22 protein-coding genes are annotated in these 22866 nt (G+C 61.3%); 8 read left to right on the forward strand and 14 right to left on the reverse strand.

All coding sequences use genetic code 11. The features are described 5' to 3' along the window. Positions 1–3: 3 nt before the first annotated feature. The 5 genes from AC244Q_RS15110 to AC244Q_RS15130 all read left to right on the forward strand — a co-directional run bounded on the left by AC244Q_RS15110 (position 4) and on the right by AC244Q_RS15130 (position 4432). Positions 4–1107, forward strand: coding sequence for an ABC transporter substrate-binding protein (locus AC244Q_RS15110; protein WP_012758326.1), 1104 nt, complete (start codon positions 4–6; stop codon positions 1105–1107). 71 nt (positions 1108–1178) lie between these two features. Beyond that, a complete protein-coding gene (locus tag AC244Q_RS15115; protein ID WP_003561109.1) occupies positions 1179–2072 on the forward strand; it encodes an ABC transporter permease in 894 nt (297 codons plus the stop codon). Next, complete coding sequence (locus tag AC244Q_RS15120; RefSeq protein WP_012758327.1) at positions 2069–2857, forward strand: ABC transporter permease; 789 nt, start codon at positions 2069–2071, stop codon at positions 2855–2857. Before AC244Q_RS15115 ends, AC244Q_RS15120 begins: the two co-directional genes overlap by 4 nt. A gap of 12 nt (positions 2858–2869) precedes the next feature. Beyond that, a complete protein-coding gene (locus AC244Q_RS15125; protein WP_012758328.1) occupies positions 2870–3931 on the forward strand; it encodes an ABC transporter ATP-binding protein in 1062 nt (353 codons plus the stop codon). 195 nt (positions 3932–4126) lie between these two features. Continuing rightward, entirely contained in the window at positions 4127–4432 is a 306-nt protein-coding gene (locus tag AC244Q_RS15130; RefSeq protein WP_113545228.1) for an NIPSNAP family protein, read from the forward strand. 72 nt (positions 4433–4504) lie between these two features. Here AC244Q_RS15130 and AC244Q_RS15135 read toward each other — a convergent pair whose 3' ends face one another. From AC244Q_RS15135 to AC244Q_RS15155, 5 genes are all read right to left on the reverse strand, one after another. Next, positions 4505–5506, reverse strand: a complete 1002-nt coding sequence (locus AC244Q_RS15135; RefSeq protein ID WP_113545229.1) for an ABC transporter ATP-binding protein — start codon at positions 5504–5506, stop codon at positions 4505–4507. A 10-nt stretch (positions 5507–5516) separates the two neighbouring features. After that, positions 5517–6530 (reverse strand): Gfo/Idh/MocA family protein, encoded by a 1014-nt coding sequence (locus tag AC244Q_RS15140; protein ID WP_050516809.1) that lies wholly within the window; start codon positions 6528–6530, stop codon positions 5517–5519. 41 nt (positions 6531–6571) lie between these two features. Further along, a complete protein-coding gene (locus AC244Q_RS15145; protein ID WP_012758332.1) occupies positions 6572–7411 on the reverse strand; it encodes a carbohydrate ABC transporter permease in 840 nt (279 codons plus the stop codon). Between the two features lie 9 nt (positions 7412–7420). Then, positions 7421–8368, reverse strand: coding sequence for a carbohydrate ABC transporter permease (locus AC244Q_RS15150; RefSeq protein ID WP_017994748.1), 948 nt, complete (start codon positions 8366–8368; stop codon positions 7421–7423). Between the two features lie 217 nt (positions 8369–8585). Next, on the reverse strand, positions 8586–9845 hold the full coding sequence (locus AC244Q_RS15155; protein WP_128407067.1) for an ABC transporter substrate-binding protein: 1260 nt from the start codon (positions 9843–9845) through the stop codon (positions 8586–8588). A 524-nt stretch (positions 9846–10369) separates the two neighbouring features. Here AC244Q_RS15155 and AC244Q_RS15160 point away from each other — a divergent pair. Both AC244Q_RS15160 and AC244Q_RS15165 read left to right on the forward strand, forming a co-directional pair. Continuing rightward, the gene (locus AC244Q_RS15160) at positions 10370–11254 is read left to right on the forward strand and encodes a glucosamine kinase nucleotide-binding domain-containing protein (RefSeq protein ID WP_113545232.1); all 885 of its coding nucleotides are present in this window, start codon (positions 10370–10372) and stop codon (positions 11252–11254) included. Next, positions 11251–12015: a GntR family transcriptional regulator gene (locus AC244Q_RS15165; protein ID WP_012758336.1), complete on the forward strand. Its 765-nt coding sequence runs from the start codon at positions 11251–11253 to the stop codon at positions 12013–12015. The genes AC244Q_RS15160 and AC244Q_RS15165 overlap by 4 nt, the downstream gene beginning before the upstream one ends. 3 nt (positions 12016–12018) lie before the next feature. Here the strand turns inward: AC244Q_RS15165 and AC244Q_RS15170 are convergent, their stop codons facing one another. The 3 genes from AC244Q_RS15170 to metH all read right to left on the reverse strand — a co-directional run bounded on the left by AC244Q_RS15170 (position 12019) and on the right by metH (position 16619). Beyond that, complete coding sequence (locus AC244Q_RS15170) at positions 12019–12420, reverse strand: type II toxin-antitoxin system VapC family toxin (RefSeq protein ID WP_012758337.1); 402 nt, start codon at positions 12418–12420, stop codon at positions 12019–12021. Beyond that, positions 12417–12650, reverse strand: coding sequence for a type II toxin-antitoxin system Phd/YefM family antitoxin (locus AC244Q_RS15175; protein WP_003541516.1), 234 nt, complete (start codon positions 12648–12650; stop codon positions 12417–12419). The genes AC244Q_RS15170 and AC244Q_RS15175 overlap by 4 nt, the downstream gene beginning before the upstream one ends. Before the next feature lie 195 nt (positions 12651–12845). Beyond that, a complete protein-coding gene (metH, locus tag AC244Q_RS15180) occupies positions 12846–16619 on the reverse strand; it encodes a methionine synthase (RefSeq protein ID WP_128407068.1) in 3774 nt (1257 codons plus the stop codon). Positions 16620–16891: 272 nt separating this feature from the next. On the opposite strand from metH, the gene AC244Q_RS15185 reads away from it, so the two are divergent. Further along, positions 16892–18151, forward strand: coding sequence for an AGE family epimerase/isomerase (locus AC244Q_RS15185; protein WP_128407069.1), 1260 nt, complete (start codon positions 16892–16894; stop codon positions 18149–18151). A gap of 9 nt (positions 18152–18160) precedes the next feature. On the opposite strand, the gene AC244Q_RS15190 is transcribed toward AC244Q_RS15185, so the two are convergent. The 6 genes from AC244Q_RS15190 to AC244Q_RS15215 all read right to left on the reverse strand — a co-directional run bounded on the left by AC244Q_RS15190 (position 18161) and on the right by AC244Q_RS15215 (position 22672). Next, a complete protein-coding gene (locus AC244Q_RS15190) occupies positions 18161–18784 on the reverse strand; it encodes a DUF2799 domain-containing protein (protein WP_128407070.1) in 624 nt (207 codons plus the stop codon). Positions 18785–18916: 132 nt separating this feature from the next. Beyond that, positions 18917–19384: a heme-degrading domain-containing protein gene (locus tag AC244Q_RS15195; RefSeq protein WP_128407071.1), complete on the reverse strand. Its 468-nt coding sequence runs from the start codon at positions 19382–19384 to the stop codon at positions 18917–18919. 190 nt (positions 19385–19574) lie between these two features. Next, positions 19575–20186 (reverse strand): flavin reductase family protein, encoded by a 612-nt coding sequence (locus AC244Q_RS15200; RefSeq protein ID WP_012758342.1) that lies wholly within the window; start codon positions 20184–20186, stop codon positions 19575–19577. 3 nt (positions 20187–20189) lie between these two features. Beyond that, a complete protein-coding gene (locus tag AC244Q_RS15205) occupies positions 20190–20933 on the reverse strand; it encodes an aspartate/glutamate racemase family protein (RefSeq protein WP_128407072.1) in 744 nt (247 codons plus the stop codon). 1 nt (position 20934) lies between these two features. Continuing rightward, positions 20935–21756, reverse strand: a complete 822-nt coding sequence (locus tag AC244Q_RS15210) for an ABC transporter permease (protein ID WP_128407073.1) — start codon at positions 21754–21756, stop codon at positions 20935–20937. Position 21757: 1 nt separating this feature from the next. Continuing rightward, positions 21758–22672, reverse strand: coding sequence for an ABC transporter permease (locus AC244Q_RS15215; protein ID WP_012758345.1), 915 nt, complete (start codon positions 22670–22672; stop codon positions 21758–21760). Positions 22673–22866: the final 194 nt, after the last annotated feature.

Genomic DNA, 22866 nt, shown 5'->3' on the forward strand with positions numbered 1-22866 from the left:
ACAGTGATCTCTAACATTTCTCGACTACTGTCGCTTTCTACTGCGATGATCGTGGCTTCGACCGCGATTGCCGCTGCCGAGCCGAGCGCTGAACTTATCGCCGCCGCCAAGAAGGAGGGCACCCTGACGACGATCGCTCTTCCGCACGACTGGTGCGGCTACGGCGAGGTCATTGCCGGCTTCAAGGCCAAGTATGGCCTCGAGGTCAACGAGCTCAACCCAGATGCGGGTTCGGGCGACGAAGTCGAAGCCATCAAGGCCAACAAGGGCAACACCGGCCCGCAGGCTCCTGACGTCATCGACGTCGGGCTCTCTTTCGGCCCGTCCGCAAAGAAAGACGGCCTGATCCAGCCTTACAAGGTCTCCACCTGGGACTCCATCCCGGATACCGCCAAGGATGCCGAAGGCTACTGGTACGGCGATTATTACGGCGTTCTCTCGTTCCTCGTGAACAAGGATCTCGTCAAGGAATCGCCGGCCGATTGGGCCGATCTGAAGAAGAGCGACTACGCAAACAGCGTCGCCCTCGCGGGCGATCCGCGCGCCGCCAACCAGGCTGTCCAGGGCGTCTATGCCGCTGGTCTTTCCGCATCCGGCGGTGACGCGGCCAAGGCAGGCGAAGAAGGCCTGAAGTTCTTCGCCGAATTGAACAAGAGCGGTAATTTCGTGCCGGTCGTCGGCAAGGCAGCTCCGTTCGCCCAGGGCTCCACGCCGATCATCGTTGCCTGGGATTACAACGCCCTCTCCTGGGGCGAAAGCCTGAAGGGCAATCCTCCGTTCGAGGTCGTCGTTCCGAAGACAGGCGTCGTTGCCGGCGTCTACGTCCAGGCGATTTCCGCCTTCGCTCCGCACCCGAACGCTGCGAAGCTCTGGATGGAATACCTCTATTCCGACGAAGGTCAGCTCGGCTGGCTGAAGGGCTATTGCCACCCGATCCGCTTCAACGATCTTGCCAAGAACAACAAGATCCCGAAGGAACTGCTCGATAAGCTGCCGCCGGCTGCATCCTATGAAAAGGCTGTCTTCCCGACGCTCGAAGAACAGTCTGCTGGCAAGGAAGCCATCACCAAGAACTGGGATTCCGTCGTCGGCGCCGCCGTCAAGTAATCTCTGATCCGGCCTCCCCGCCGCAAGGCGGGGAGGTTTTCTCACTCCGACGCCCCAGGATGAGCTTTTCCATGAGCACCGTTTCAACGCCTATGGTGCGCAGTGCCCCCTTGATCAACAGAGATCGCGTGATCGACTGGCTGGGCATTGCACCATTCATCATATTCTCCCTGCTGTTCCTGATCATCCCCACGCTTTATCTCGTGGCGGGCGCATTCCTGACGCCCGAGGGCGATTTGACGCTGAAGAATATCGGTGATCTCTTTACCCCATCCATCATGAGCGCCTACTCGATCAGTATCCGTGTGTCGGTGGCGTCGGCTCTGGGCGGTGCGCTGATCGGCTTCTTCCTCGCCTGGGCCGTCGTGCTCGGCGGCCTGCCCGCCTCCGTGCGCTCGACGCTGCTGACCTTCTCCGGCGTCGCCTCGAATTTTGCCGGCGTGCCGCTCGCCTTCGCCTTTCTCGCAACGCTCGGCCGCACCGGGCTTGTGACGATTTTCCTGCGTGAATGGTTCGGTTTCAATCTCTACGGCACCGGCTTTAATCTCCTGTCCTTCTTCGGCCTCACCATCACCTACATGTATTTCCAGATCCCGCTGATGGTGCTGATTCTGACGCCGGCCCTCGACGGTATGAAGAAGGAATGGCGCGAAGCCTCGCAGATTCTTGGCGCCACCAACCGCCAGTACTGGACGATGGTCGCGCTGCCGATCCTTTGGCCGAGCCTGCTCGGCACGACGCTGCTGCTCTTCGCCAACGCTTTCGGCGCCATTGCCACCGCTTTCGCGCTGACCGGCAGCTCGCTGAACATCGTGCCGATCCTGCTCTATGCGCAGATCCGCGGCGACGTTCTGCACAATGCCAACCTCGGTTACGCCATCGCGCTCGGCATGATCGTCATCACCGGCGTCTCCAACGTCCTTTACCTCATGCTGCGCATGCGCGCAGAACGGTGGCAGAAATGAAAGCTCAGCGTCTCGGAGCCTGGATCGCCGTCATTCTAGGTGCATCCTATTTCGTCATCCCGTTGATCGGCACAATCGAGTTTTCATTGCGCATGCGCCGCGGCGAATACAGCCTCGATGCTTATGAGTCGGTATTCTCCGACATTCAGTTCCGGGAGACCTTCGGCTATTCGATGCTGATGGCGTTGCTCACCATCGTCTTCGGCATGCTGCTCGTCGTGCCGACGGCCTATTGGGTGCGGCTGCGGCTGCCGCAGATGCGTCCGGTCGTCGAATTCATCACGTTGCTGCCGCTTGTCATTCCGGCGATCGTCATCGTCTTCGGATACCTCAGGATGTATAATTCTTCGTCCTACCTGCCGCTGACGGGTTCGACGACCGGCACCAACATCCTGCTGGTCTTCTCCTATATCACCCTGTCCCTGCCTTATATGTACCGCGCCGTCGATACCGCCATGCGCGCCATCGACGTCCGCACGCTGACGGAAGCGGCCGAAAGCCTCGGCGCCCGATGGACGACCATCATGTTCAAATGCATTTTTCCCAACGTCATGAGCGGCGTGCTCTCAGGCGCTTTCATCACGCTCGCGATCGTCATGGGCGAATTCACCTTTGCCGCACTTCTGAACCGTCCGGCCTTCGGTCCCTACCTGCAGCTCGTTGGCGCCAACAAGGCCTATGAGCCTTCGGCGCTTGCCGTCATCGCCTTCTCGATCACCTGGCTCAGCATGGGCCTGCTCAACATCGTTTCCCGCGTCGGCAAAGCCCGCCCGGCAAAGGCTTAAGGTATCTGGCTCATGTCTTTTCTCACGCTGAACAACATTCAAAAATCCTTCGGCCCGGTTCAGGTCGTCAAGAACTTCAACATGAACATCGAGAAGGGTGAGTTCGTCTCCTTCCTCGGTCCGTCGGGCTGCGGCAAGACGACCGTTCTGCGTATGATCGCCGGCTTCGAAACGCCAACCGGCGGCACGCTGACCATCAACGGCAAGGACCAAAGCGCGCTGAAGCCGAACCAGCGCAATATCGGCATGGTGTTCCAGGCCTACGCGCTCTTCCCCAACATGACGGTACACGACAATGTCGCCTTCGGTCTCAAGGTCGCCGGTGCCCAAAAGCCTGAGATCGACGCGCGCGTCAAGGAAATGCTCGGCCTGATCAAGCTCGATCACCTGGCCGACCGCTTCCCCTATCAACTGTCGGGCGGCCAGCAGCAGCGAGTAGCCCTTGCCCGTGCGCTCGCCGTCAAGCCGCAAGTGTTGCTGCTCGACGAGCCGCTCTCCGCACTCGACGCCAAGATCCGCGTGTCGCTGCGCGAGGAAATCCGCCAGATCCAGCAGCAGCTCGGCATCACCACGGTCTTCGTCACCCATGATCAGGAAGAAGCCCTTTCGATCTCCGACCGCATCGTCGTCATGAATGCAGGCAAGGCCGACCAGATCGGTTCGCCTTTCGAGATCTACAACACGCCGGCGACGCGCTTCGTCGCCTCCTTCGTCGGCACGCTGAACCTCATCGAGGCCAAGGTCGTCGATCCCGATACCAACCGCATCCAGATCGGTGATCAAGGCATAACGCTGAAACAGTCGGTCGCCGCCCACAAGGCCGGCGAAACCATTTCGCTGGCGCTGCGCCCGGAAGCCGGCTCGCTCTCCGACAGCGTCAAGAGCGACACGGCGCTGACCGGCCAGGTCGTTTCGGCCCACTTCCTGGGGTCGGTCATCCGCACCCGCATGAATGTCGGCGGCAACGTCATCTCCTTCGACATGTTCAACAGCCCGGGCACCACCCCGCCGCAGGCCGGCGAAACGGTAACCCTGCGCTTCATGGCAGCCGACCTGCTCATCATCCGCGACTGATTTCGCCAATACTGCTGAGACAAAAGGCGCCGCGAAACGGCGCCTTTTTCATTTCAGCTCGTCCGAGCCGTCAGCAATCGTGATGCAGCCATCACCACAAAGCACTTGAACTCCCCCACCTCGATGCCAGAAGTTGAGCAAACCAAATCAGCCGGGCAGCCTTCCGCCCAGCATCTTACCTGATGGGATATTTCAATGATTACCTGCCACCTGCGTTATGTGATCGATCCCTACAAGCTGGCCGAATTCGAGGAATATGCCCGGCTCTGGATTCCGATCGTCAACAGGATGGGCGGCACCCATCACGGTTATTTCCTGCCGTCCGAAGGCGCCAGCAACATCGCTGTTGCGCTGTTTTCCTTCCCCAGCCTTGCCGCCTACGAGGACTATCGCACACGCATGGCAAGCGATCCGGAATGTCAGGCCACTTTTGAGCTCGACAAACGCAACCGCAGTATCGTCAGCTATGAACGCAGCTTCATGCGGCCCGTGCTCGACTGATCAAACCCTCGCACGACGAGAAATGAAAAACCCGTCAGGCTGGCTGGCGGGGTTTTTCGTTCTGCCATGCGCTTAGCGGATCGCCTGGTCGTCGACGTCGAAACGATGGACGTGGGCCTGGTCCGGCGTCGCATAGACGATCTCGTCCGGCTCGTACTGATGCTCGCCAAACAGACGTGCGGTCAGCAGGCCGCACTGGTCGGATTCCAGATAGATGATCGTGTCCGCGCCGAGATGCTCGACATGCACGACCTTCGCAGCCCAAGTCCCCTGCTCGCGCGACAGCGTCATATGTTCGGGACGCACGCCGATCGTCTTGGCGCTGTGATCGCCGACCTTCTCGGCCGCGATGAAATTCATCTGTGGCGAGCCGATGAAGCCCGCGACGAAGACATTGGCCGGTCGTTTGTAGAGTTCCATCGGCGAACCGATCTGCTCGATCGCCCCGGCATTCAGGACAACGATCTTGTCGGCAAGCGTCATCGCCTCGACCTGGTCGTGGGTGACATAGATCATCGTCGCCTTCAGGCTGCGGTGCAGCCGGGCGATTTCGAGGCGGGTCTGGACGCGCAGCGCCGCATCGAGGTTCGACAGCGGTTCGTCGAACAGGAAGAGTTCCGGTTCGCGCACGATCGCACGGCCGATGGCGACGCGCTGGCGTTGGCCGCCGGAGAGCTCGGCCGGCCGGCGCGCGAGATAGGGTTCCAGCGAGAGCATGCCGGACGCCTTGCCGACACGCCTTTCGATCTCATCCTTGGCGGTGCCGGCCTGCTTGAGCCCGAGCCCCATATTGTCCTTGACCGTCAGATGCGGATAGAGCGCGTAGGACTGAAACACCATGGCGATGCCGCGCTTGGCCGGCGGCGTCAGCGTCTCGTCGCGGCCATTGATGATAACGGCGCCTGACGTGACGTCTTCGAGGCCTGCAATGCTGCGCAGCAGCGTCGATTTCCCGCAGCCCGACGGCCCGACGAAGATGACGAATTCGCCGTCCTTGACCTCGAGGTCGATGCCTTTCAGCACTTCATGCGTGCCATAGGTCTTGCGGATGGATTTGAGTTGAAGCGATCCCACTGTCTTTCCCTTACAATCTGACCGGCTGGCCGGTACGCACGCTCTCGTCGGCGGCAAGGCAGATGCGCAGCGACGCCACCGCATCCGCCATATGGCGGTCGAGGTCCATATCCTCGCGGATCGCCCTCAGCATGAAGGCCTGTTCCAGGTCGCAGAGTTCCTGATGGCCGGGTTCGCCTTCCATCGTCATGTCCTGGTCGGGCCGAATGAACTTGCCGTCAGGCCCGGTCTCTGCCGTGTGCAGCCGGATCACCGAGGTCTTGGTGTGCGTGTCTATATCGTCGGACTTGGCGTTCGGATCCATGACGATCGACACGGCGCCCTTCGGCGACATCACATCCTTCACGAAGAAGGCGGTTTCCGAAATCATCGGACCCCAGCCAGCCTCGTACCAGCCGACGGAACCATCCTCGAACAGCACCTGGAGGTGACCGTAATTATACATGTCGGCAGCGATCTCGTGGGACATGCGCAGCCCCATGCCGCGCACCTCGACGGCCCTCGCGTCAGTGATCTGGCACATGACGTCGACATAATGCACACCGCAATCGACAATCGGCGAGGTCGTGCGCATCAGAGACTTATGCGTCGCCCAGGTCGGGCCGCTGGACTGCTGGTTGAGGTTCATGCGGAAGACGTAAGGCGGGCCGAGCTTGCGCGCCTCTTCGATCAGCTTCATCCAGGAAGGGTGATGGCGAAGGATATAACCGATCACCAGCTTGCGCCCGGCCTTCCCAGCCGCAGCAACGACGCGCTCGGCATCGGCGACGGTGGTCGCCAGTGGCTTTTCAACGAAGACGTCGCAGCCGGCCTCGAAGGCGGCGACGGCATAATCGGCATGGCTGTCAGAATAGGTGTTAATCGAGCAGAGGTCCGGTTTCAGCTCGGCCAACGCCGTCGTGAAGTCGGGATGGATCGTATAGCCCTGCAGCTCGGGCTCCAATTGCGGCGTCGAGCGGTTGACGAGACCGACGATCTCAAAGCCCGGATTGTTGTGATAGGCGAGCGCATGGCTGCGGCCCATGTTGCCGAGGCCGGCAACGAGGACGCGGATCGGCTTTTCGGTCACTTGACGGCTCCTGACGTGATGCCGCGGATCAGTTGCCGCGAGAAGATGACGTAGAGGACGAGGATCGGCAGGATCGCCAGCGACAGCGCCGCCAGCACCGCATTCCAATTGGTGACGAACTGGCCGATGAAGATCTGCGAGCCGAGCGTCACCGTCTTGGTGGCCTCGGAGGGCGCCAGGATCAGCGGGAACCAGAGATCGTTCCAGATCGGGATCATGGTGAAGACCGCGACCGTCGCCATGGCCGGGCGCACCAGCGGCAGCACCAGCCGGAAGAAGATCGCATATTCGGAAAGCCCGTCGATGCGGCCGGCATTCTTCAGATCGTCCGACACCGTGCGCATGAACTCCGACAGGATGAAGATCGCCAGCGGTATGCCCTGCGCGGTATAGACGAGGATCAGCGCCGTCAGCGTATTGACGAGGCCCGCCGCCACCATGCCCTGGAGGATCGCCACCGTGCCGAGGCGGATCGGGATCATGATGCCGATCGCCATGTAGAGCCCAAGCAGCATATTGCCGCGGAAACGGTATTCGGAAAGCGCAAAGGCCGCCATGGCGCCAAAGAGCAGCACCAGCAGGATCGAGACGATCGTGACGATGAAGCTGTTCTGGAAATAGGTGGCAAAATCGCCCTGCCCGAGCACTGTCTGATAGCCGACGAGGCTGAAGGTTGACGGCGTCGGGATCATCAGCGGCTCGCGGAAGATCGAGGCGCGATCCTTGAACGAGTTGATGACGGTGAGAAAGACCGGAAACAGCGCGACCAGAGTATAGGCGCTCAGCGCCAGATGCACGAGGCCGGTGCGGATGGGAGATGTGCGTGCCTTGGACATGCCCGCTCCTCAGAACTGGTAGCGACGCATGCGCCGCTGGATGACGAATAGATAAAGCGAGACGCCGGCGAGGATGATGAGGAACATCACCGTGGCAATCGTCGCGCCCATCGAGCGGTCGCCGAGCTGAAGCTGGAAACCGAAGAAGGTGCGGTAGAGCAGCGTGCCGAGAATGTCGGTCGACATGTCAGGTCCGGCAAGCGCCCCCTGCACGGTATAGATCAGGTCGAAGGCATTGAAATTGCCGACGAAGGTCAGGATCGAGATGATGCCGATCGCCGGCAGGATGAGCGGCAGCTTGATTTTCCAGAATTGGGCCCAGCCGGTGATGCCGTCGCATTCGGCCGCCTCAATCACCTCTTCGGGAATGCTGAGCAGTGCGGCATAGATCAGCATCATCGGAATGCCGATATATTGCCAGTTCGAGATCAGCGACACCGCAATCAGCGCCGAACCGGACTTGCCGAGCCAGGGTGCGAACAGGAATTTCAAACCGATGAGATCGAGCATCCAGGGCGCCACGCCCCAGATCGGCGAAAGGATGAGCTTCCAGATGAAGCCGACGATGACGAAGGACAAGAGCGTCGGCAGGAACATCGCCGTCCGGTAAAAGGCGACGCCGCGCAGCTTCGGCACCGAAAGCAGGGCGGCAAGCGCCACGCCGATCGGGTTCTGCACGCACATGTGGATGGCAAAGAAGATCAGGTTATTGACAAGGGCATTCCAGAAATCGCGCGCCCAGCGCGCATCGCCGAACAGCACCTTGAAATTCGCCAATCCGACGAAGGCCGGCTGCCCGTCGACCGTATTGTAGAGCGACAGCCGAAGAGTTTCGATGAGCGGCAGCACCATGACGGCGGAATAGACGATCAGGGCCGGCAGCATGAAGACGAAGATGTGCCAGCGCACCGCGCGCCTGATCGGGACGATATCGGCCGTGTTGTCGGTTTCGCTCATGGCTTTTGCCTGTTCTTGTCGACTGGCCGCAAGGGCAGCACAGGTGGAAAACGTTGCGCCTCACCCTAACTCTCTGCCACCTGGGAAGAGAGGGAACACGCCCTGTTGAGATGCTATATCGGGCTGGGAGGTCGCTGCGAGTCTCCTTCTCCCCGCGAGCGGGGAGAAGGTGGCCGGCAGGCCGGATGAGGGGCTGCAAACGCCGCCCCTGATCACATCACTTGGCCGGCTTGTACCAGCTGTCGAGGCCCTTCTGGAGCTTTTCGGCAGCAACCGCAGGCGTATCCGTGCCGTTGATCACATTGGCCGATTCGACCCAGGTCTCGTTTTCGAGGTTCGGCGTGCCGCGCGACAGGATCTGGTAAGTCGAGCGCACCGTCGACTTGTACGGGCCGCGCCAGGAAACGAATTCCTGGGCGAGCGGATCGGACATCTTGACCGGGTTGGAGTTCAGGCTGAAGAAGCCCGGCAGCGCGTTGGCGTAGATATCGGCGAACTCAGGCGAAGCGACCCAGCTGAGGAACTTCTTGGCTTCCTCGGCATGCGTGCTCTTGGTGTTCAGAGCGACACCGATATCCGGATGGTCGGAGATGTAGCCCGTGTCGCCGGCCTTCGGAACCGGCGGCGGGAAGGCGCCCATCTTGAACTGGGCCTGGCTGTTGAACAGCGAGATTTCCCACGAGCCGGCCGGATAGATCGCGGCGCGGCCGAGCGTGAACAGGTTCTGGCTGTCCGAATAGGTCTGGGCTTCGAAGCCGTCGCCGAGATAGGGCTTCCACTTGGCAAGCTCTTCATAGGGCTTGACCCAGTCGGCATCCGTCAGCTTCTGCTTGCCGGCGATCAGGGCGGCGCGGCCATCCTCACCCTTCCAGTAGTTCGGGCCGATATTCTGGTAGCCCATGGTAGCGGCTTCCCAGAGGTCCTTCGTGCCCAAGGCGAGCGGAATGTAGGTGCCGTCGGCCTTGATCTTGTCGAGCGCTGCGTAGAACTCGTCCTGGGTCTTCGGCACAGAGATGCCGAGCTTGTCGAAGGCATCCTTGTTGTAGATGAAGCCGTGGATGACAGAAGCCATCGGCACGCAGAAGGTCGACTTGCCGTCGTCGGTGCTCCAGGCGGCCTTGGCGACCGGCGAGAAGTTCTCCATGCCAGGCAGGCTGGTAATGTCAGTGAGCTGCTTCTTGTTGAAGAGTTCGAGCGAGGCATCGAACGGACGGCAGGTGATGATATCGCCTGCGGAGCCTGCATCGAGCTTGGCATTCAGCGAGGCGTTGTATTCGGTCGGCGCGGTCGGCGAGAAGACGATCTTGATGCCCGGGTTCTTCGCTTCGAAAGCCGGGATGATCTTTTCCTGCCAGATCTGCAGGTCGTCGTTACGCCAGCTTTCGACCGTCAGCGTGACGTCGGCGGCGTGGACGAGGCCCGCTGAACTCAGCAGACTGGAGGCAAGCAGCAGGCTTTTCAGAGCAGTGTTTTTCATTTCCCTCTCCTGTTTTAAGCGCCGCGAGGCGCTGTTTTCGATCTGAAACAAGCAATTGGCGTGTTTGAGGTAACACCCAACGCCCCTTGGAGGACCGCCAGCAATGCCGGTCCCGAAAGCTCGACGGACACGAAGGCGGACGCCTGCGGCCGAACTGCGCGCCTTCCCGGCGACTGCACCGGGGTGGCGAAATGGCGGGGAAAGCCGATGGATGGCCGAATTCGCCCCCAGCTTGATGGGCCGGGGGTCGTTCTCTCGATCATCCTCGAAGCGGTTCCGGCTTGACTTAACTGCCGGTTTTCGTGGGCTTCGAAGTGCTGTTCCCTTTTGCCGAATTAATGCCAAAAAAATACCAATTGTCCAGCCGAAATTAACTTTTCGGCCTGATAAAACTCATTAAAAAATTTAATCTAGCAAAATCAATATGATAAAAAGATTGATTTTCCACGTCATTCCCACTTGGTAAATGGTATTTTTTTGGTATTGTATTAAAAAACATAGGGAACGGCATATTCGGAGGCCCGATGACGGAGCTTGCAATCGGCATAGACGGCGGCGGAACGAGCTGCCGGGCCGCAGTCGCGGACAGGAACGGCAATGTCATCGGCCGTGGCAAAGCCGGCCCTGCCAACATCCTGTCGGATCTGGAAAACTCCCTTCTCAATATCGTCGAATCCGCCCGGCAGGCGCTAGGCGATGCCGGGCTTGCCGCTGAAACCATTTCCTCCGTCGCAGCCGTCGTCGGCGTCGCCGGCGCCAATGTCGGCGATTATGGTAGACGAATCGAAAAGGCCCTGCCTTTCACCGAAGGCCGCGTCGTCACCGATGCGCTGATCGCCCTGCAGGGGGCGCTCGGCGATGCCGACGGCATCGTCGGCGCCTTCGGCACTGGCTCGGTCTATAATGCCCGCAGGGATGGCCGACTGAACGGCATCGGTGGCTGGGGTTTCGTCGTCGGCGACCAGGCAAGCGGTGCCCGCCTCGGCCGCGACCTCCTGGAACAATCGCTGCTCGCCCATGACGGGGTGCGCCCGGCATCGCCGATCACCGAAGCGGTCATGACCCAATATGGCAACGATCCAGAGCGCATCGTCGAATTCGCCCATTCGGCAAGACCAAAGGATTTTGCCCGTTACGCACCGATCGTCTTCGAACATGCGGCCAAGGACGATGCCGTTGCAGTTGGCATCGTCACGGATGCTGCAACGGCTATCGGCGAAAGTCTCGAAGCACTGCTCTGGCCCGAATGCCCGTCGATCTGCCTGCTCGGCGGCCTTTCCGAAGCCTACGAGCCCTGGCTATCCGAACGCTACAGGTCCCTGCTTGCCAAGCCAAAAGGCGATGCCCTGCAGGGCGCGGTTGAACTTGCAGTCAAGCTCTTGAACGACAGGCAGAGGGGTGCGGCATGACCGACGACCTCGCCACCCTCCTTTCCCTGGAGCGCCTGCAGGCAGCCGGCACAGGGCCGCTCTACGTCAAGCTGCGCCGCACGCTCGAAGGAGCCGTGCGCACCGGCACGCTTGGTCACGGCGATGCGCTGCCGCCGGAACGCGACATCGCCGAATTGGCCGCCGTCAGCCGCGTCACCGTGCGGAAGGCGATCGACGAACTCGTCGCCGATGGCCTGTTGGTGCGCCGTCACGGTTCCGGCACCTTCGTCGCCAAGCCGGTCTCCAAGGTCGAGCAGCGCCTGTCGCAGCTCACCTCCTTCACCGAGGACATGGCGCGCCGCGGCATGTCCTCCCGCTCCGAATGGCTGCATAAGGGCATCCACACGCCCTCGCCCGACGAGATGATGATCCTTGGCCTCGGTGCCGACGTCAAGGTTTCGCGCCTCTCGCGCCTGCGCATCGCCGACGACCAGCCGCTGGCGATCGAGAATGCCAGCGTCTCCGGCGAGTTCCTGCCCGATCCCTCGGCCGTCACCAATTCGCTCTATGCCGAGCTCGAACGCCTCCAGGTCCGACCCGTGCGCGCCGTGCAGCGCATCTCGGCAACCAATATGAAGGAAGCCGACGCCCAGCTTCTCGGCGTCTCCGCGGGTGCGGCTGGCCTGTCGATCGAGCGCATCTCCTATCTCGGCTCCGGCCGCGCCGTCGAATTCACCCGCTCGCTCTATCGCGGCGATGCCTATGACTTTGTCGCGGAACTGACGATCGCGGTGACGTAAGCCCTACCAGAAGCGGGCGATCCAAAGCTGATTTCCGACAAGATTATCAAAGATCGCATCGGCGGAGATAAGTGGTATTCCATTCTGCATGGCGGTCGCGGCAAGAAACCGGTCGAACGGATCGCGATGTGTCCAATCCATCATGGCTGCGGTCAGACAGATTTCCGGTGTCAATGCCGCGGCAATGCCACCCTGTTCATGCAGCAGTTCCGGCAACCGGCCGATGAAAGGCTCCATCTCCGGCCACTTGCCGAGACGAACCTTCTGCCCGATTTCAAATAGGGATATTGGGCTGACGAAAATCGTCTCCGCCTTTTCGATCAGAGCGATCGCCTTGGCCGAGAGCCGCTCGTCGCCGGTCAGCGACCATGCCCAGGCATGGGTGTCGAGCAGAAGCGAGTTCACTCGCCCCCTTCCCAAGCCGCAAGTTCGCCCTGATCTATGGGCTCAAAAAAGTCGGGTCCATTTCCAACAACTTGCCCCTTGAGCAGCCCGATCTTGAAGGAAGACTGCACAATCGGAATGATCTTCACGACAGGCTTGCGCCCCTTGGCGATCACCACTTCCTCACCGGAAAGGGCGGCGTCGATCAATTTCGACAGATTGGTCTTTGCGGCATGGATGGTAACCTGCATCGTCGCCCTCATTAGCTAACTTGACTAAGTATACCGCCTCATCGTCAATTCCGCTATCAAATTCAACCAGCCTGAATGCGGGTAATTATTGAGCCGCATCAAAATCATAAAGCCGGAAGGTGAATCCCTTCCGGTTTTCATTTATTGAATCAATCTCTGAGGACGCCGCCCTAAGCGACCGTGAAGACTCGGCAATCAGGCCGCGTCTTCGATCTGCTCGTCCGTCTTGCGCGGCACGTAGTTCAGCACCGGCCCGAGCCAGCGCTCGACTTCAGACACCGCCATCTGCTTGCGGGCCGCATAGTCTTCCACCTGATCGCGCTCCACCTTGGCGACGCCGAAATAATAGGAGTCGGGATGGCCGATATAGAGGCCCGAGACCGAGGAACCCGGCCACATCGCATAACTCTCCGTCAGCTTTACGCCGGCCGCTTTTTCAGCATCGAGCAGCTTGAAGAGTGTCGCCTTTTCGGTGTGGTCAGGCTGGGCGGGATAACCGGGCGCCGGGCGGATGCCGGCATAGGCTTCGGTAATGAGATCCTCCTTGCTGAGCGTCTCGTCCTTGGCGTAGCCCCAGTATTCGCGCCGCACCTGCTCATGCATGCGCTCGGCAAAAGCTTCGGCGAAGCGGTCGGCCAGCGCCTTGACGAGGATCGAGGAATAATCGTCGTTCGCCCGTTCGAAACGCTCGGAGATGGCAATTTCCTCGATACCCGCCGTCACCACGAAGCCGCCGACATAATCCTGAACACCGCTTGTGACAGGCGCCACGAAGTCGGAGAGCGCCACGTTCGCCCGCCCGTCCCGCTTCGAAAGCTGCTGGCGCAGCGTATAGAAGGTCTCAAGCTCGTGCTTCCGGCTCTCGTCCGTGAACAGTCGGATGTCGTCACCGACGGCGCCGGCCGGCCAGAAGCCGATGACGGCGCGTGGGCGGAACCACTTTTCATCGATGATCTTCTTCAGCATGGCCTGCGCATCGGCCCAGAGCGCACGCGCCGCCTCGCCCTGCTTCTCGTCTTCCAGAATGGCGGGGTACCGGCCGCGCAGCTCCCAGGTCTGGAAGAACGGCGTCCAGTCGATATATTTGGCAAGCTCGGCCAGATCATAATCCTCGAACACCCGTGTGCCGAAGAATTGCGGCTTCACCGGCCGGTAGGCAGACCAATCGACCTTATGCGCATTCTCGCGAGCCCGGGGCAACGGCAAGCGCACCTTCTCGGCCTCGCTGCGCGCATGGGCGGCCGCCACCTTGGCATATTCGGCGCGAATGTCGTCGACATAGGCCTGGCGGTTCTCCGGTGACAGCAGGGCCGAGACGACGCCGACGGCGCGGCTCGCATCGGTCACGTAGATCGTCTGCCCCTTGTTGTAGCCGGGATGGATCTTCACGGCCGTATGCACGCGGCTGGTCGTTGCCCCGCCGATCAGCAGCGGGATCTCGAAGCCCTGCCGCTCCATTTCGGCCGCGACATGCACCATCTCGTCGAGCGACGGCGTGATCAGGCCGGAAAGGCCAATGACATCGACCTTTTCGGCAATCGCCGTTTCGAGGATCTTCGTCGCCGGCACCATGACGCCGAGGTCGACGATCTCGTAATTGTTGCAGGCAAGCACGACGCCGACGATGTTCTTGCCGATATCGTGCACATCGCCCTTGACCGTCGCCATCAGGATCTTGCCGGCCGACCGGCGTTCCTCGCCGCCATTGAGGCGCTTTTCCTCTTCCATGTAGGGCAGCAGCACGGCCACCGCCTGCTTCATCACGCGCGCCGACTTGACCACCTGCGGCAGGAACATCTTGCCCGAGCCGAACAGGTCACCCACGACGTTCATGCCGGCCATCAGCGGCCCTTCGATGACGTGCAGCGGCCTGACAGCCTGCTGGCGCGCCTCCTCGGTATCGGCCTCGATATATTCGGTGATGCCGTTGACCAGCGCATGTTCGAGACGCTTCTCGACGCTCCATTCGCGCCAGGAAAGATCCTGGACGCGGCCTTCGCGTGCCGCGCCGCCACGGAATTTCTCCGCCACTTCGAGCAGCCGCTCGGTACCATCAGGCCGGCGGTTCAGCACCACGTCCTCGCAGGCCTCGCGCAGCTCGGGATCGATATTGTCGTAGACGGCAAGCTGGCCGGCATTGACGATGCCCATGTCCATGCCCGCCTGGATGGCGTTGTAGAGGAACACGGCGTGCATCGCCTCGCGCACCGGCTCGTTGCCGCGGAACGAGAAGGACAGGTTGGAGACGCCGCCCGAAATATGCACCAGCGGCATGCGCTCGCGGATCGTCCGCGTTGCCTCGATGAAGTCGACGCCGTAATTATTGTGCTCTTCGATGCCGGTCGCGACCGCGAAAATATTCGGATCGAAGATGATGTCCTCGGGCGGATAGCCGATCTTTTCGGTCAGCAGCTTGTAGGCGCGTGTGCAGATATCCACCTTGCGCTCGTAGCTGTCCGCCTGCCCCGTCTCGTCGAAGGCCATGACGACGACGGCGGCACCATAATTGTGCAGCAGCCGCGCCTGGGCGAGGAAATTCTCCTCGCCTTCCTTCAGCGAGATCGAGTTGACGATCGGCTTGCCCTGGACCCGCTTCAGGCCGGATTCGATGATCGAGAATTTCGACGAGTCGATCATCACAGGCACGCGGGCAATGTCAGGCTCGGCGGCGATCAGGTTGAGGAACTCGACCATCGCCTTTTCGGAATCGATCAGCCCCTCGTCCATGTTGATGTCGATCACCTGGGCGCCGTTCTCGACCTGGTCGCGGGCGACATCGAGCGCTGCGGTGAAATCGGCATTGGTGATCAGCTTGCGGAAGCGGGCCGAGCCGGTGACGTTGGTGCGCTCGCCGACATTGACGAAAGGGATGTCCTTCGTCAGCTCGAAGGGTTCGAGACCCGACAGCGACATGAACGGGCGATGCTCGGGAATCGGCCGTGGCTTGTATTTCGCAACGGTCTCGGCGATTGCCTTGATATGCTCGGGCGTCGAGCCGCAGCAGCCGCCGACGATGTTGACGAGGCCCTCGCGGGCGAAGCCGTCGATCTGCGCCGCCATCAGCTCCGGGGTTTCGTCATACTGGCCGAATTCGTTCGGCAGGCCGGCATTCGGATAGGCGCAGATGAAGGTGTCGGCAACGCCCGAAAGCTCCTGCAGATGCGGGCGCATCGCATTGGCGCCGAGCGCGCAGTTGAGCCCGATCGTGAAGGGATTGGCATGGCGCACCGAGTTCCAGAAGGCAGATGGCGTCTGGCCGGACAGCGTGCGGCCGGAAAGGTCGGTGATCGTGCCCGAGATCATCACGGGCAGGCGCACGCCCTTGGCCTCGAAGCGCTCCTCGCAGGCGAAGATCGCAGCCTTGGCGTTCAGCGTGTCGAAGATCGTCTCGATGAGGATGATGTCGGCGCCACCGTCGATCAGCCCGTCGATCTGCTCGCCGTAGGCGGAACGCAGATCGTCGAAGGTCACGGCGCGAAAACCCGGGTTGTTGACGTCAGGCGAGATCGAGGCGGTACGGTTGGTCGGCCCAATGGCGCCGGCGACGAAACGGCGGCGGCCGTCCTCGCGCTCGGCGCGCTGTGCTGCCCGCCGCACGATTTCGGCGCCTTCCTTGTTGAGGTCGTAGACTGCACCTTCCATCTCGTAATCGGCCTGCGCGATGCGGGTCGAGGAGAAGGTGTTGGTCTCGAGAATATCGGCGCCGGCCTTGGCGTATCTGTAATGGATCTCTTCGATCGCGTCCGGCTGGGTCAGGATCAGGAGGTCGTTATTGCCCTTCTGGTGACAGGCGCAGCCGATGAAGCGCGTCCCGCGAAACTGGTCTTCGTCATAGCCCAGCCCCTGGATCTGCGTACCCATGGCGCCGTCGAGAACAAGGATGCGCTCGCTCGCGGCTTGTTTCAAAGCTGCGAAAACTTCACTGCCGTCACGTTTGCCCGTTTCCGGACCAAAGAGATTGTCAAACACGGGAGGGCTCCTTGACGTCGTAAGACCAGACAGTCCAAATCACATAAAGATATCTTTATGTCAATATATGCCGATCGATTTCGTGCTTTGCAAGTCTACAGCGCCGCGCGTCTATTAAGACACGCAAAGGACGCTGCAGCAGTTTGAATCTTCGCATCGTGCTTTTTGAAAATCGACCCCGATTTTCCAGCCGATGCGATAGCCAGATGACAGGCTTGCCCGACCTCTATATAGGCGTTTGCGACGCTTGTGCACGAAATCGGAGGAGCATCATGGCACCCGCAACCGGCAACGCCGTGCTTGGAAACTGGACGACCCGCGCCTATCATCGCGGCTGGCTGCTGACCCAGGCGAACGGTCTCTTCGATTTCTTCCAGCACAATTCGGTCAATCCCAAGGGCGGTTTCTACGATCTCGACGACGCCGGCAGGCCTCTCGACGCCGAGGGCCAGGTTCGCGGCATCCATATCGCGGCGCGCGCCGTGCATTGCTTCTCGATCGGCGCGCTGCTCGGCCGCCCCGGCGCTGCAGATGTCGTCGACCACGGCATGGACTATATCTGGAACCATCATCGCGACCGGAAAAACGGCGGCTATTTCTGGTCGCTCAACAATGACGGTCCCGTCGATTCCAACAAGCAGGGCTATGGCCATGCTTTCGTGCTGCTCGCCGCCTCAGCCGCAAAGACGATCGGCCATCCGCTTGCCGATGGCATGCTTGATGATATCACCAAGATCCTCAACACGAAGTTCTGGGAAGCGAAGCACGGCGCGATCGCCGAGGAGTTCACCGCCGACTGGCAGCCGCTCGATGGCGGTACCTATCGCGGCCAAAACTCCAACATGCACCTGACCGAAGCGCTGATGGCGGCCTTCGAAGCCACCGGCGATCGGGAATATCTGATCAAGGCCGAAAGCATCGCCGATCTCGTCATCCGCCGTGCGGCCGGTTCGGTCGACTGGCGCGTCGCAGAGCATTTCGACGCCGAATGGAATCTCGACAAGACGTACTACCATCCGAACGAAATGTTCCGCCCGGCCGGCACGACGCCCGGCCACTGGCTGGAATGGGCTCGCCTCATCCTGCAGCTCTGGACGCTCGGCGGCAAGCGGATCGAATGGATGCCGGATGCGGCCAAGGCGCTGTTCGCCCAATCCATGGCGCTCGGCTGGGACAACGACAAGGGTGGCTTCTTCTATACGCTCGATTGGGACGACAAGCCCGCCAAGCGCAACAAGCTCTGGTGGCCAGCCTGCGAAGCTGCGGCCGCTGCACATTTCCTCAACGAGCACCTGCCGAGCGATTTCCATGAAGAGAGCTATCGCCAGATCTGGAACGTGATCGAGCGCGCCTTCATCGACCATAAGAACGGCGGTTGGCACGAGGAACTGACGGAAGATCTCGTCCCCTCTCACTCGCTCTTCCCCGGCAAGGGCGATATCTATCACGCCCTGCAGGCCTGCCTCATCCCGCTCTTCCCGGCAACGGGCAGCCTGACGAAGGGCATCACTGAGGCTGGCGGCAGGATCTGAGGCCGAAGATCAGTAGCCCGGCGGCGGCAGTGCGGCGTTGGGGTTTCGCTGGAACCACTCGACATCCTCGTTGACGCGGTCGAGTTCGTCCTGCACATCGCGCTGATCGCGGCGGATGTCGTGCATGTCGTCTTCGAGATCCTCGATCCGCCGGCGCAGTTCCGAGCGGTCGCCGTCCTTAGCATCCCGCAGCTTGTCGGAAAGATCGTCGATTTCAGTTTCCTTGAAGCTGTAATCGTTCTGCATCGAGCTGAGGCGCGCCTGCAGCTCGTGCTGCTTGCTGCCGAGGCCGAAGCCGCGCAGGAAACCGGGCGCGGCCTCCGGCGGGCAGACATTGGCGTAGCTGCTGCCCGCCTGGCCGCGCGCAAGCCCGCTGAGCGGCGTGCAATAGCGCACCAGGCCAGTCTGATACCCCTGAAACCAGATCGTCTGATCGGGCACGATCTTGACCCGCTCGCAGGACTTCGCATGTGCGGCGAAGCGCTGTTGCGGCTCGTAGCCTACCGCCCCGTCGCTTTCGCCGATCACCCGCCAGTCGGCGGCGACGCATTCCTCTTTGGACAGCGTGTTGCAGGAGACAAGGAAAAGGCCGAAGCCGATGGTGGCGGCAAGCGCAAGGAACAAGCGGATCATGGCGTCCCGGGGGGTAAATGAGGAGCGATGCCGCAGCTTAGCCGCAGGGCAAGTCCGCGTCACCGGAGCAGCGACGCGAATTTGCAGTTTTCATGGCTTTTTTCTGTCAAAATTACGGCGAAAGAGGCCGCATCAAAGCGGCGGGGCGAGCCGCAGCGTATCCAGATCCTTCGCGAGCATCAGCGCCAGCGCCTCGACCGCGAGATTGTGGTCATCGCGCTGCGGCAGTCCTGAGACGGTGACGGCGCCGATGCTGCCGCCATGTGGCGCATAGTCTGCGCCGGAAAGCCCGTTATCCTCGACCGTCTTGCCATCCTTATGCAGCTTCAGGCCGGAGGCATAGCTGCTGCGGAAATAACGCAGCACCATATTGCGCTTGCGGCGGACCCAGTTGACGTTGTCGGGCGTCACACCCGGGAGTGCCGCATAGAAGACCGGCATCGAATGCAGGGTCACGTCGATCGCGATGCCGAGGCCACGCTCGGTGGCGAGTTCCTGCAGGAGCTTGCCGAGCTGCCATGCCGTCGTCAGATCAAAAGCGTCGAAGCTTAGGACTTTCTCCTGCTCCGCGATCCGGCTGAGATCGTCCTCGATTGTCATGATGAGCGTTCCTCTTGCGCGATGATCCGTGCAGACCATTCTCGCGGGGAGCAAAAAAGTAAAGCAAAAACTTGGACCTATCCCTGGAGCAACTCCAGCAAAACTGCGCCGCGGTTTTGCGTCCGCAATTGCGCGAAGACAAAGAGATAGAGCATTTTCATGACTCCGAAGAAAACGGAAATGCTCTATGTCAGAGCTTCGGCGTCAGCATCTCGAAGCGGTCGCGGGTAGTGGCGCAGGTATCGCCGCCAAGCCTCGCAATGGCATCCACCGCGGCCGGATCGACATGCAGCCGTTCAGGATCGACCACGCCGTCGCGATAATGCGCGTAGACGATCTCGCCCATGACGATCTGCCGCGACCGGCCGAGCTCCAGCGTCACGTGCCGCTTGCATTCGAAGGCGGCCGGCGCCTCGGCGATAAAGGGCGAGGCCACCTTCTCGCCCGGCATCGCCGTCAAGCCCGCTTCCTTCAACTCGTCGACGCCGCGCGGATATTTAGCGCCGCAGACATGCATCGCCTCGGCGATCGCGAAGGAGACGATATTGACCGTGAACACCTCGGTCATGCGGATATTGTGGCCGGTATCCTTGAACGACATGTCGACATTGTTCTCGACCCCGATCGCAAGGATCGGCGGATCGGCCGAGAGGCAGTTGAAGAAGCTGAAGGGTGCGGCGTTGATCCGGCCGTTTTCGTCGACCGTCGTCACCAGAGCGATCGGGCGCGGAATGATCGTGCCGATCATCAGCTTGTAGCGTTGGCGCTCGGTGAGCTGTTGGAAATCGAAGGAAACGGACATCGTTCAGCCGACCTTCAGGACCGGCGAGAAACCGCTCATCGCCCCGGTGAAGGGTTTCGGCAGCGGCGACGCGTAGGAGCCGCGCTTGCTGGTGGAAAGCCCGAGCGACACCAGCGCTTCGGCCTGCTTGACGGCGGCGGCGACACCGTCGACGACAGGCACGCCGTAGATCTGCTGCAGTTCGCGCGCCAGATCGGTCATGCCGGCGCAACCGAGCACGATCGCCTCGGCGCCGTCTTCCAAAAGCGCCCGCTCGATCTCGGCCCTGAGCTTGCCGATCGCGCCCGAGGCCGGATCTTCCAGTTCCAGCACAGGGATGTCTGAGGCGCGCACCTTGGCGCGGTCGCCCATGCCGTAGCGGCGCACCAGATTGTCGATCAGCACCCGCGAGCGCTCCAGCGTCGTCACCACGGTGAAGCGCTGCGCCAGGAAACCAGCCGTCACCACGGCGGACTCGCAAAGCCCGAGGATCGGCACATCGGCAAAGGTCCGCGCCGCTTCGAGCCCGGTATCGTCGAAACAGGCGATAACAGCCGCGTCATAACCCGCTGCCTGCCGCTCCTTGAGTTCGGCGAGCAGGCCGGGGATCGCTAAGGCCCCGTCGTAGTGCCCTTCGATGGAAACCGGCCCCATGCGCGAGGTGGCGGCGATGATCTCCGTGCCGGATGCCGCCACCGCACGCGCGGCGGTGGCGGCTTTCTCGGTCATGGAGGCCGTGGTGTTCGGATTGACGATGAGGATGCGCATGTCAGTCTATCTTTGCCTGCCGCCGGCTGAGCATCGTCATGATGCCGAGTGCGATGAGAATGATGGTGAAGGAAAACAGCGTCGTCACGCTGCCGAGCGCATAGAGCACCGGCGTCGTGACGTTGGTGGTCATGCCGTAGATTTCAAGCGGCAGCGTGTTGTAGGTGCCTGATGTCATCAGCGTGCGGGCGAATTCGTCATAGGAGAGCGTGAAGCCGAACAGGCCGACGCCGATGAGGCTCGGCGCGATCATCGGCAGCACGACATGGCGGAACGTCTGCCAGGAGCTGGCGCCGAGGTCACGCGCCGCCTCTTCATAGGCCGGCGAAAAGCGGTTGAAGACGGCAAACATGATCAGCACGCCGAACGGCAGCGTCCAGGTGAGATGCGCGCCGAAGGCCGACGAATACCAGGCGGGCTTCAGCCCTCCCTCCTGGAAAACGACGCCGATGCCGAGCGAGATGATAATCGACGGCACGACAAGGCTTGCGACCGTGGCATAGAACAGCGCGGTCGAACCGCGGAAACGACGGCGGAAGGCAAGGCCGGCGAGCAGCGAGACGACGACGGTCACCGCCATTACCATCAGCCCGAGGGTGAAGGAGCGGCGGAACGAGGCGCCGAAATCGCCGACCGCCTGCTTCTCGAACAGGTTGAAGAACCAGTGCGTGGAAATGCCGTTCATCGGGAAGGTCAGGCCGCCGTCCGGCCCCTGGAAGGAGAGGATCAGGATCGCCGAAAGCGGACCGTAGAGGAACAGCACGAAGATGATGAAAAAGAGCGCCAGCAGATAGAATTCCAGACCGCGTTTTTCGTGGCTCATCTCAAAGCTCCTTGCGGATGTCGACGACGCGCAGGATGGCCGCGACCATCAACAGCACGACGGCGAGCAGCACCACTGCATTGGCGGCAGCGGCCGGATATTGCAGCAGCGACATCTGGTTCTTCATCATCAGCGCCACCGAAGCGCTCTGGCCGCCGGACATCACCTGCACCGTCGAAAAGTCAGCCATGACGAGCGTGACGACGAAGATCGTGCCGATCGCCATGCCGGGTTTGGCGAGCGGGAAGACGACGTTCCACAACACCTGCCAGCCGGAGGCGCCGGCATCGCGCGCCGCCTCGAACAGCGATCGGTCGATGCGCATCAGCGTGTTGAAGATCGGCGTCACCATGAACAGCGTATAGAGGTGCACCATGGCGAGCACGACGGCGAAATCGGAATAGAGCAGCCATTCGATCGGCTGCGGGATGATGCCCATCTTGATCAGCGTCGAATTGACGAGGCCGTTGCGCCCGAGCACCGGGATCCACGAGATCATGCGGATGATGTTCGAGGTCATGAACGGCACGGTGCAGACGAGGAAGAGGATCATCTGCGTCGAGGTCTTGCGGACGTGGAAGGCCAGGAAATAGGCGACCCAGAAACCGATGACGAGCGTCAGCGCCCAGACGATCGCAGTGAATTTCAGCGTGTTGAGATAGATCTTCCATGTCACCCACGAACCGAGCGTGTCGGTGTAGTTCATCGTCAGGAAATCGGGATAGAGACCGGCAAAGTCGTAGTCCCAGAAGCTGACGACCGCGATCATGGCGATTGGCAGCAGGAAGAACAAGCCGAGAATGACGAACAGCGGCGTCGCCTGGAGATAGGAGATCGCCGAGGGGGAAAGCCTCAGTCCGCGCCCGCCGCGCGCGCCCTGGCCATCCTCCTCCGTTTCCGCTGCGATGGTCGCCATTCCTTACCCTTTCGGAAGCTCGTCATTCGTCCGGTCGTTAGAGAGAGGGCTCGAGAAGACCCCTCCCCAACCCTCCCCAAAAGGGGGAGGGAGTATCTTTGCCGCGCCGCCTCCGAACCCTCCTCCCCGCAGGAGGAAGGAGTGTCCTGCCGCACCCTCCGGACTCCCTCCCCCTTGTGGGGAGGGTTGGGGAG

The sequence above is a fragment of the Rhizobium sp. CB2179 genome (genome assembly GCF_057653455.1).

Excerpts from the sequence above, each read along its gene's own strand:
- AC244Q_RS15185 (WP_128407069.1), top strand. The coding sequence starts at position 16,892 with ATGGCACCCGCAACCGGCAACGCCGTGCTTGGAAACTGGACGACCCGC.
- AC244Q_RS15125 (WP_012758328.1), top strand. The coding sequence starts at position 2,870 with ATGTCTTTTCTCACGCTGAACAACATTCAAAAATCCTTCGGCCCGGTT.
- AC244Q_RS15150 (WP_017994748.1), bottom strand. The coding sequence starts at position 8,368 with ATGAGCGAAACCGACAACACGGCCGATATCGTCCCGATCAGGCGCGCG.
- AC244Q_RS15115 (WP_003561109.1), top strand. The coding sequence starts at position 1,179 with ATGAGCACCGTTTCAACGCCTATGGTGCGCAGTGCCCCCTTGATCAAC.
- AC244Q_RS15130 (WP_113545228.1), top strand. The coding sequence starts at position 4,127 with ATGATTACCTGCCACCTGCGTTATGTGATCGATCCCTACAAGCTGGCC.
- AC244Q_RS15165 (WP_012758336.1), top strand. The coding sequence starts at position 11,251 with ATGACCGACGACCTCGCCACCCTCCTTTCCCTGGAGCGCCTGCAGGCA.
- AC244Q_RS15160 (WP_113545232.1), top strand. The coding sequence starts at position 10,370 with ATGACGGAGCTTGCAATCGGCATAGACGGCGGCGGAACGAGCTGCCGG.
- AC244Q_RS15215 (WP_012758345.1), bottom strand. The coding sequence starts at position 22,672 with ATGGCGACCATCGCAGCGGAAACGGAGGAGGATGGCCAGGGCGCGCGC.
- AC244Q_RS15210 (WP_128407073.1), bottom strand. The coding sequence starts at position 21,756 with ATGAGCCACGAAAAACGCGGTCTGGAATTCTATCTGCTGGCGCTCTTT.
- AC244Q_RS15140 (WP_050516809.1), bottom strand. The coding sequence starts at position 6,530 with ATGGGCCGCAGCCATGCGCTCGCCTATCACAACAATCCGGGCTTTGAG.
- AC244Q_RS15205 (WP_128407072.1), bottom strand. The coding sequence starts at position 20,933 with ATGCGCATCCTCATCGTCAATCCGAACACCACGGCCTCCATGACCGAG.
- AC244Q_RS15155 (WP_128407067.1), bottom strand. The coding sequence starts at position 9,845 with ATGAAAAACACTGCTCTGAAAAGCCTGCTGCTTGCCTCCAGTCTGCTG.
- AC244Q_RS15120 (WP_012758327.1), top strand. The coding sequence starts at position 2,069 with ATGAAAGCTCAGCGTCTCGGAGCCTGGATCGCCGTCATTCTAGGTGCA.
- AC244Q_RS15145 (WP_012758332.1), bottom strand. The coding sequence starts at position 7,411 with ATGTCCAAGGCACGCACATCTCCCATCCGCACCGGCCTCGTGCATCTG.
- AC244Q_RS15195 (WP_128407071.1), bottom strand. The coding sequence starts at position 19,384 with ATGACAATCGAGGACGATCTCAGCCGGATCGCGGAGCAGGAGAAAGTC.
- AC244Q_RS15175 (WP_003541516.1), bottom strand. The coding sequence starts at position 12,650 with ATGCAGGTTACCATCCATGCCGCAAAGACCAATCTGTCGAAATTGATC.
- AC244Q_RS15190 (WP_128407070.1), bottom strand. The coding sequence starts at position 18,784 with ATGATCCGCTTGTTCCTTGCGCTTGCCGCCACCATCGGCTTCGGCCTT.
- AC244Q_RS15200 (WP_012758342.1), bottom strand. The coding sequence starts at position 20,186 with ATGTCCGTTTCCTTCGATTTCCAACAGCTCACCGAGCGCCAACGCTAC.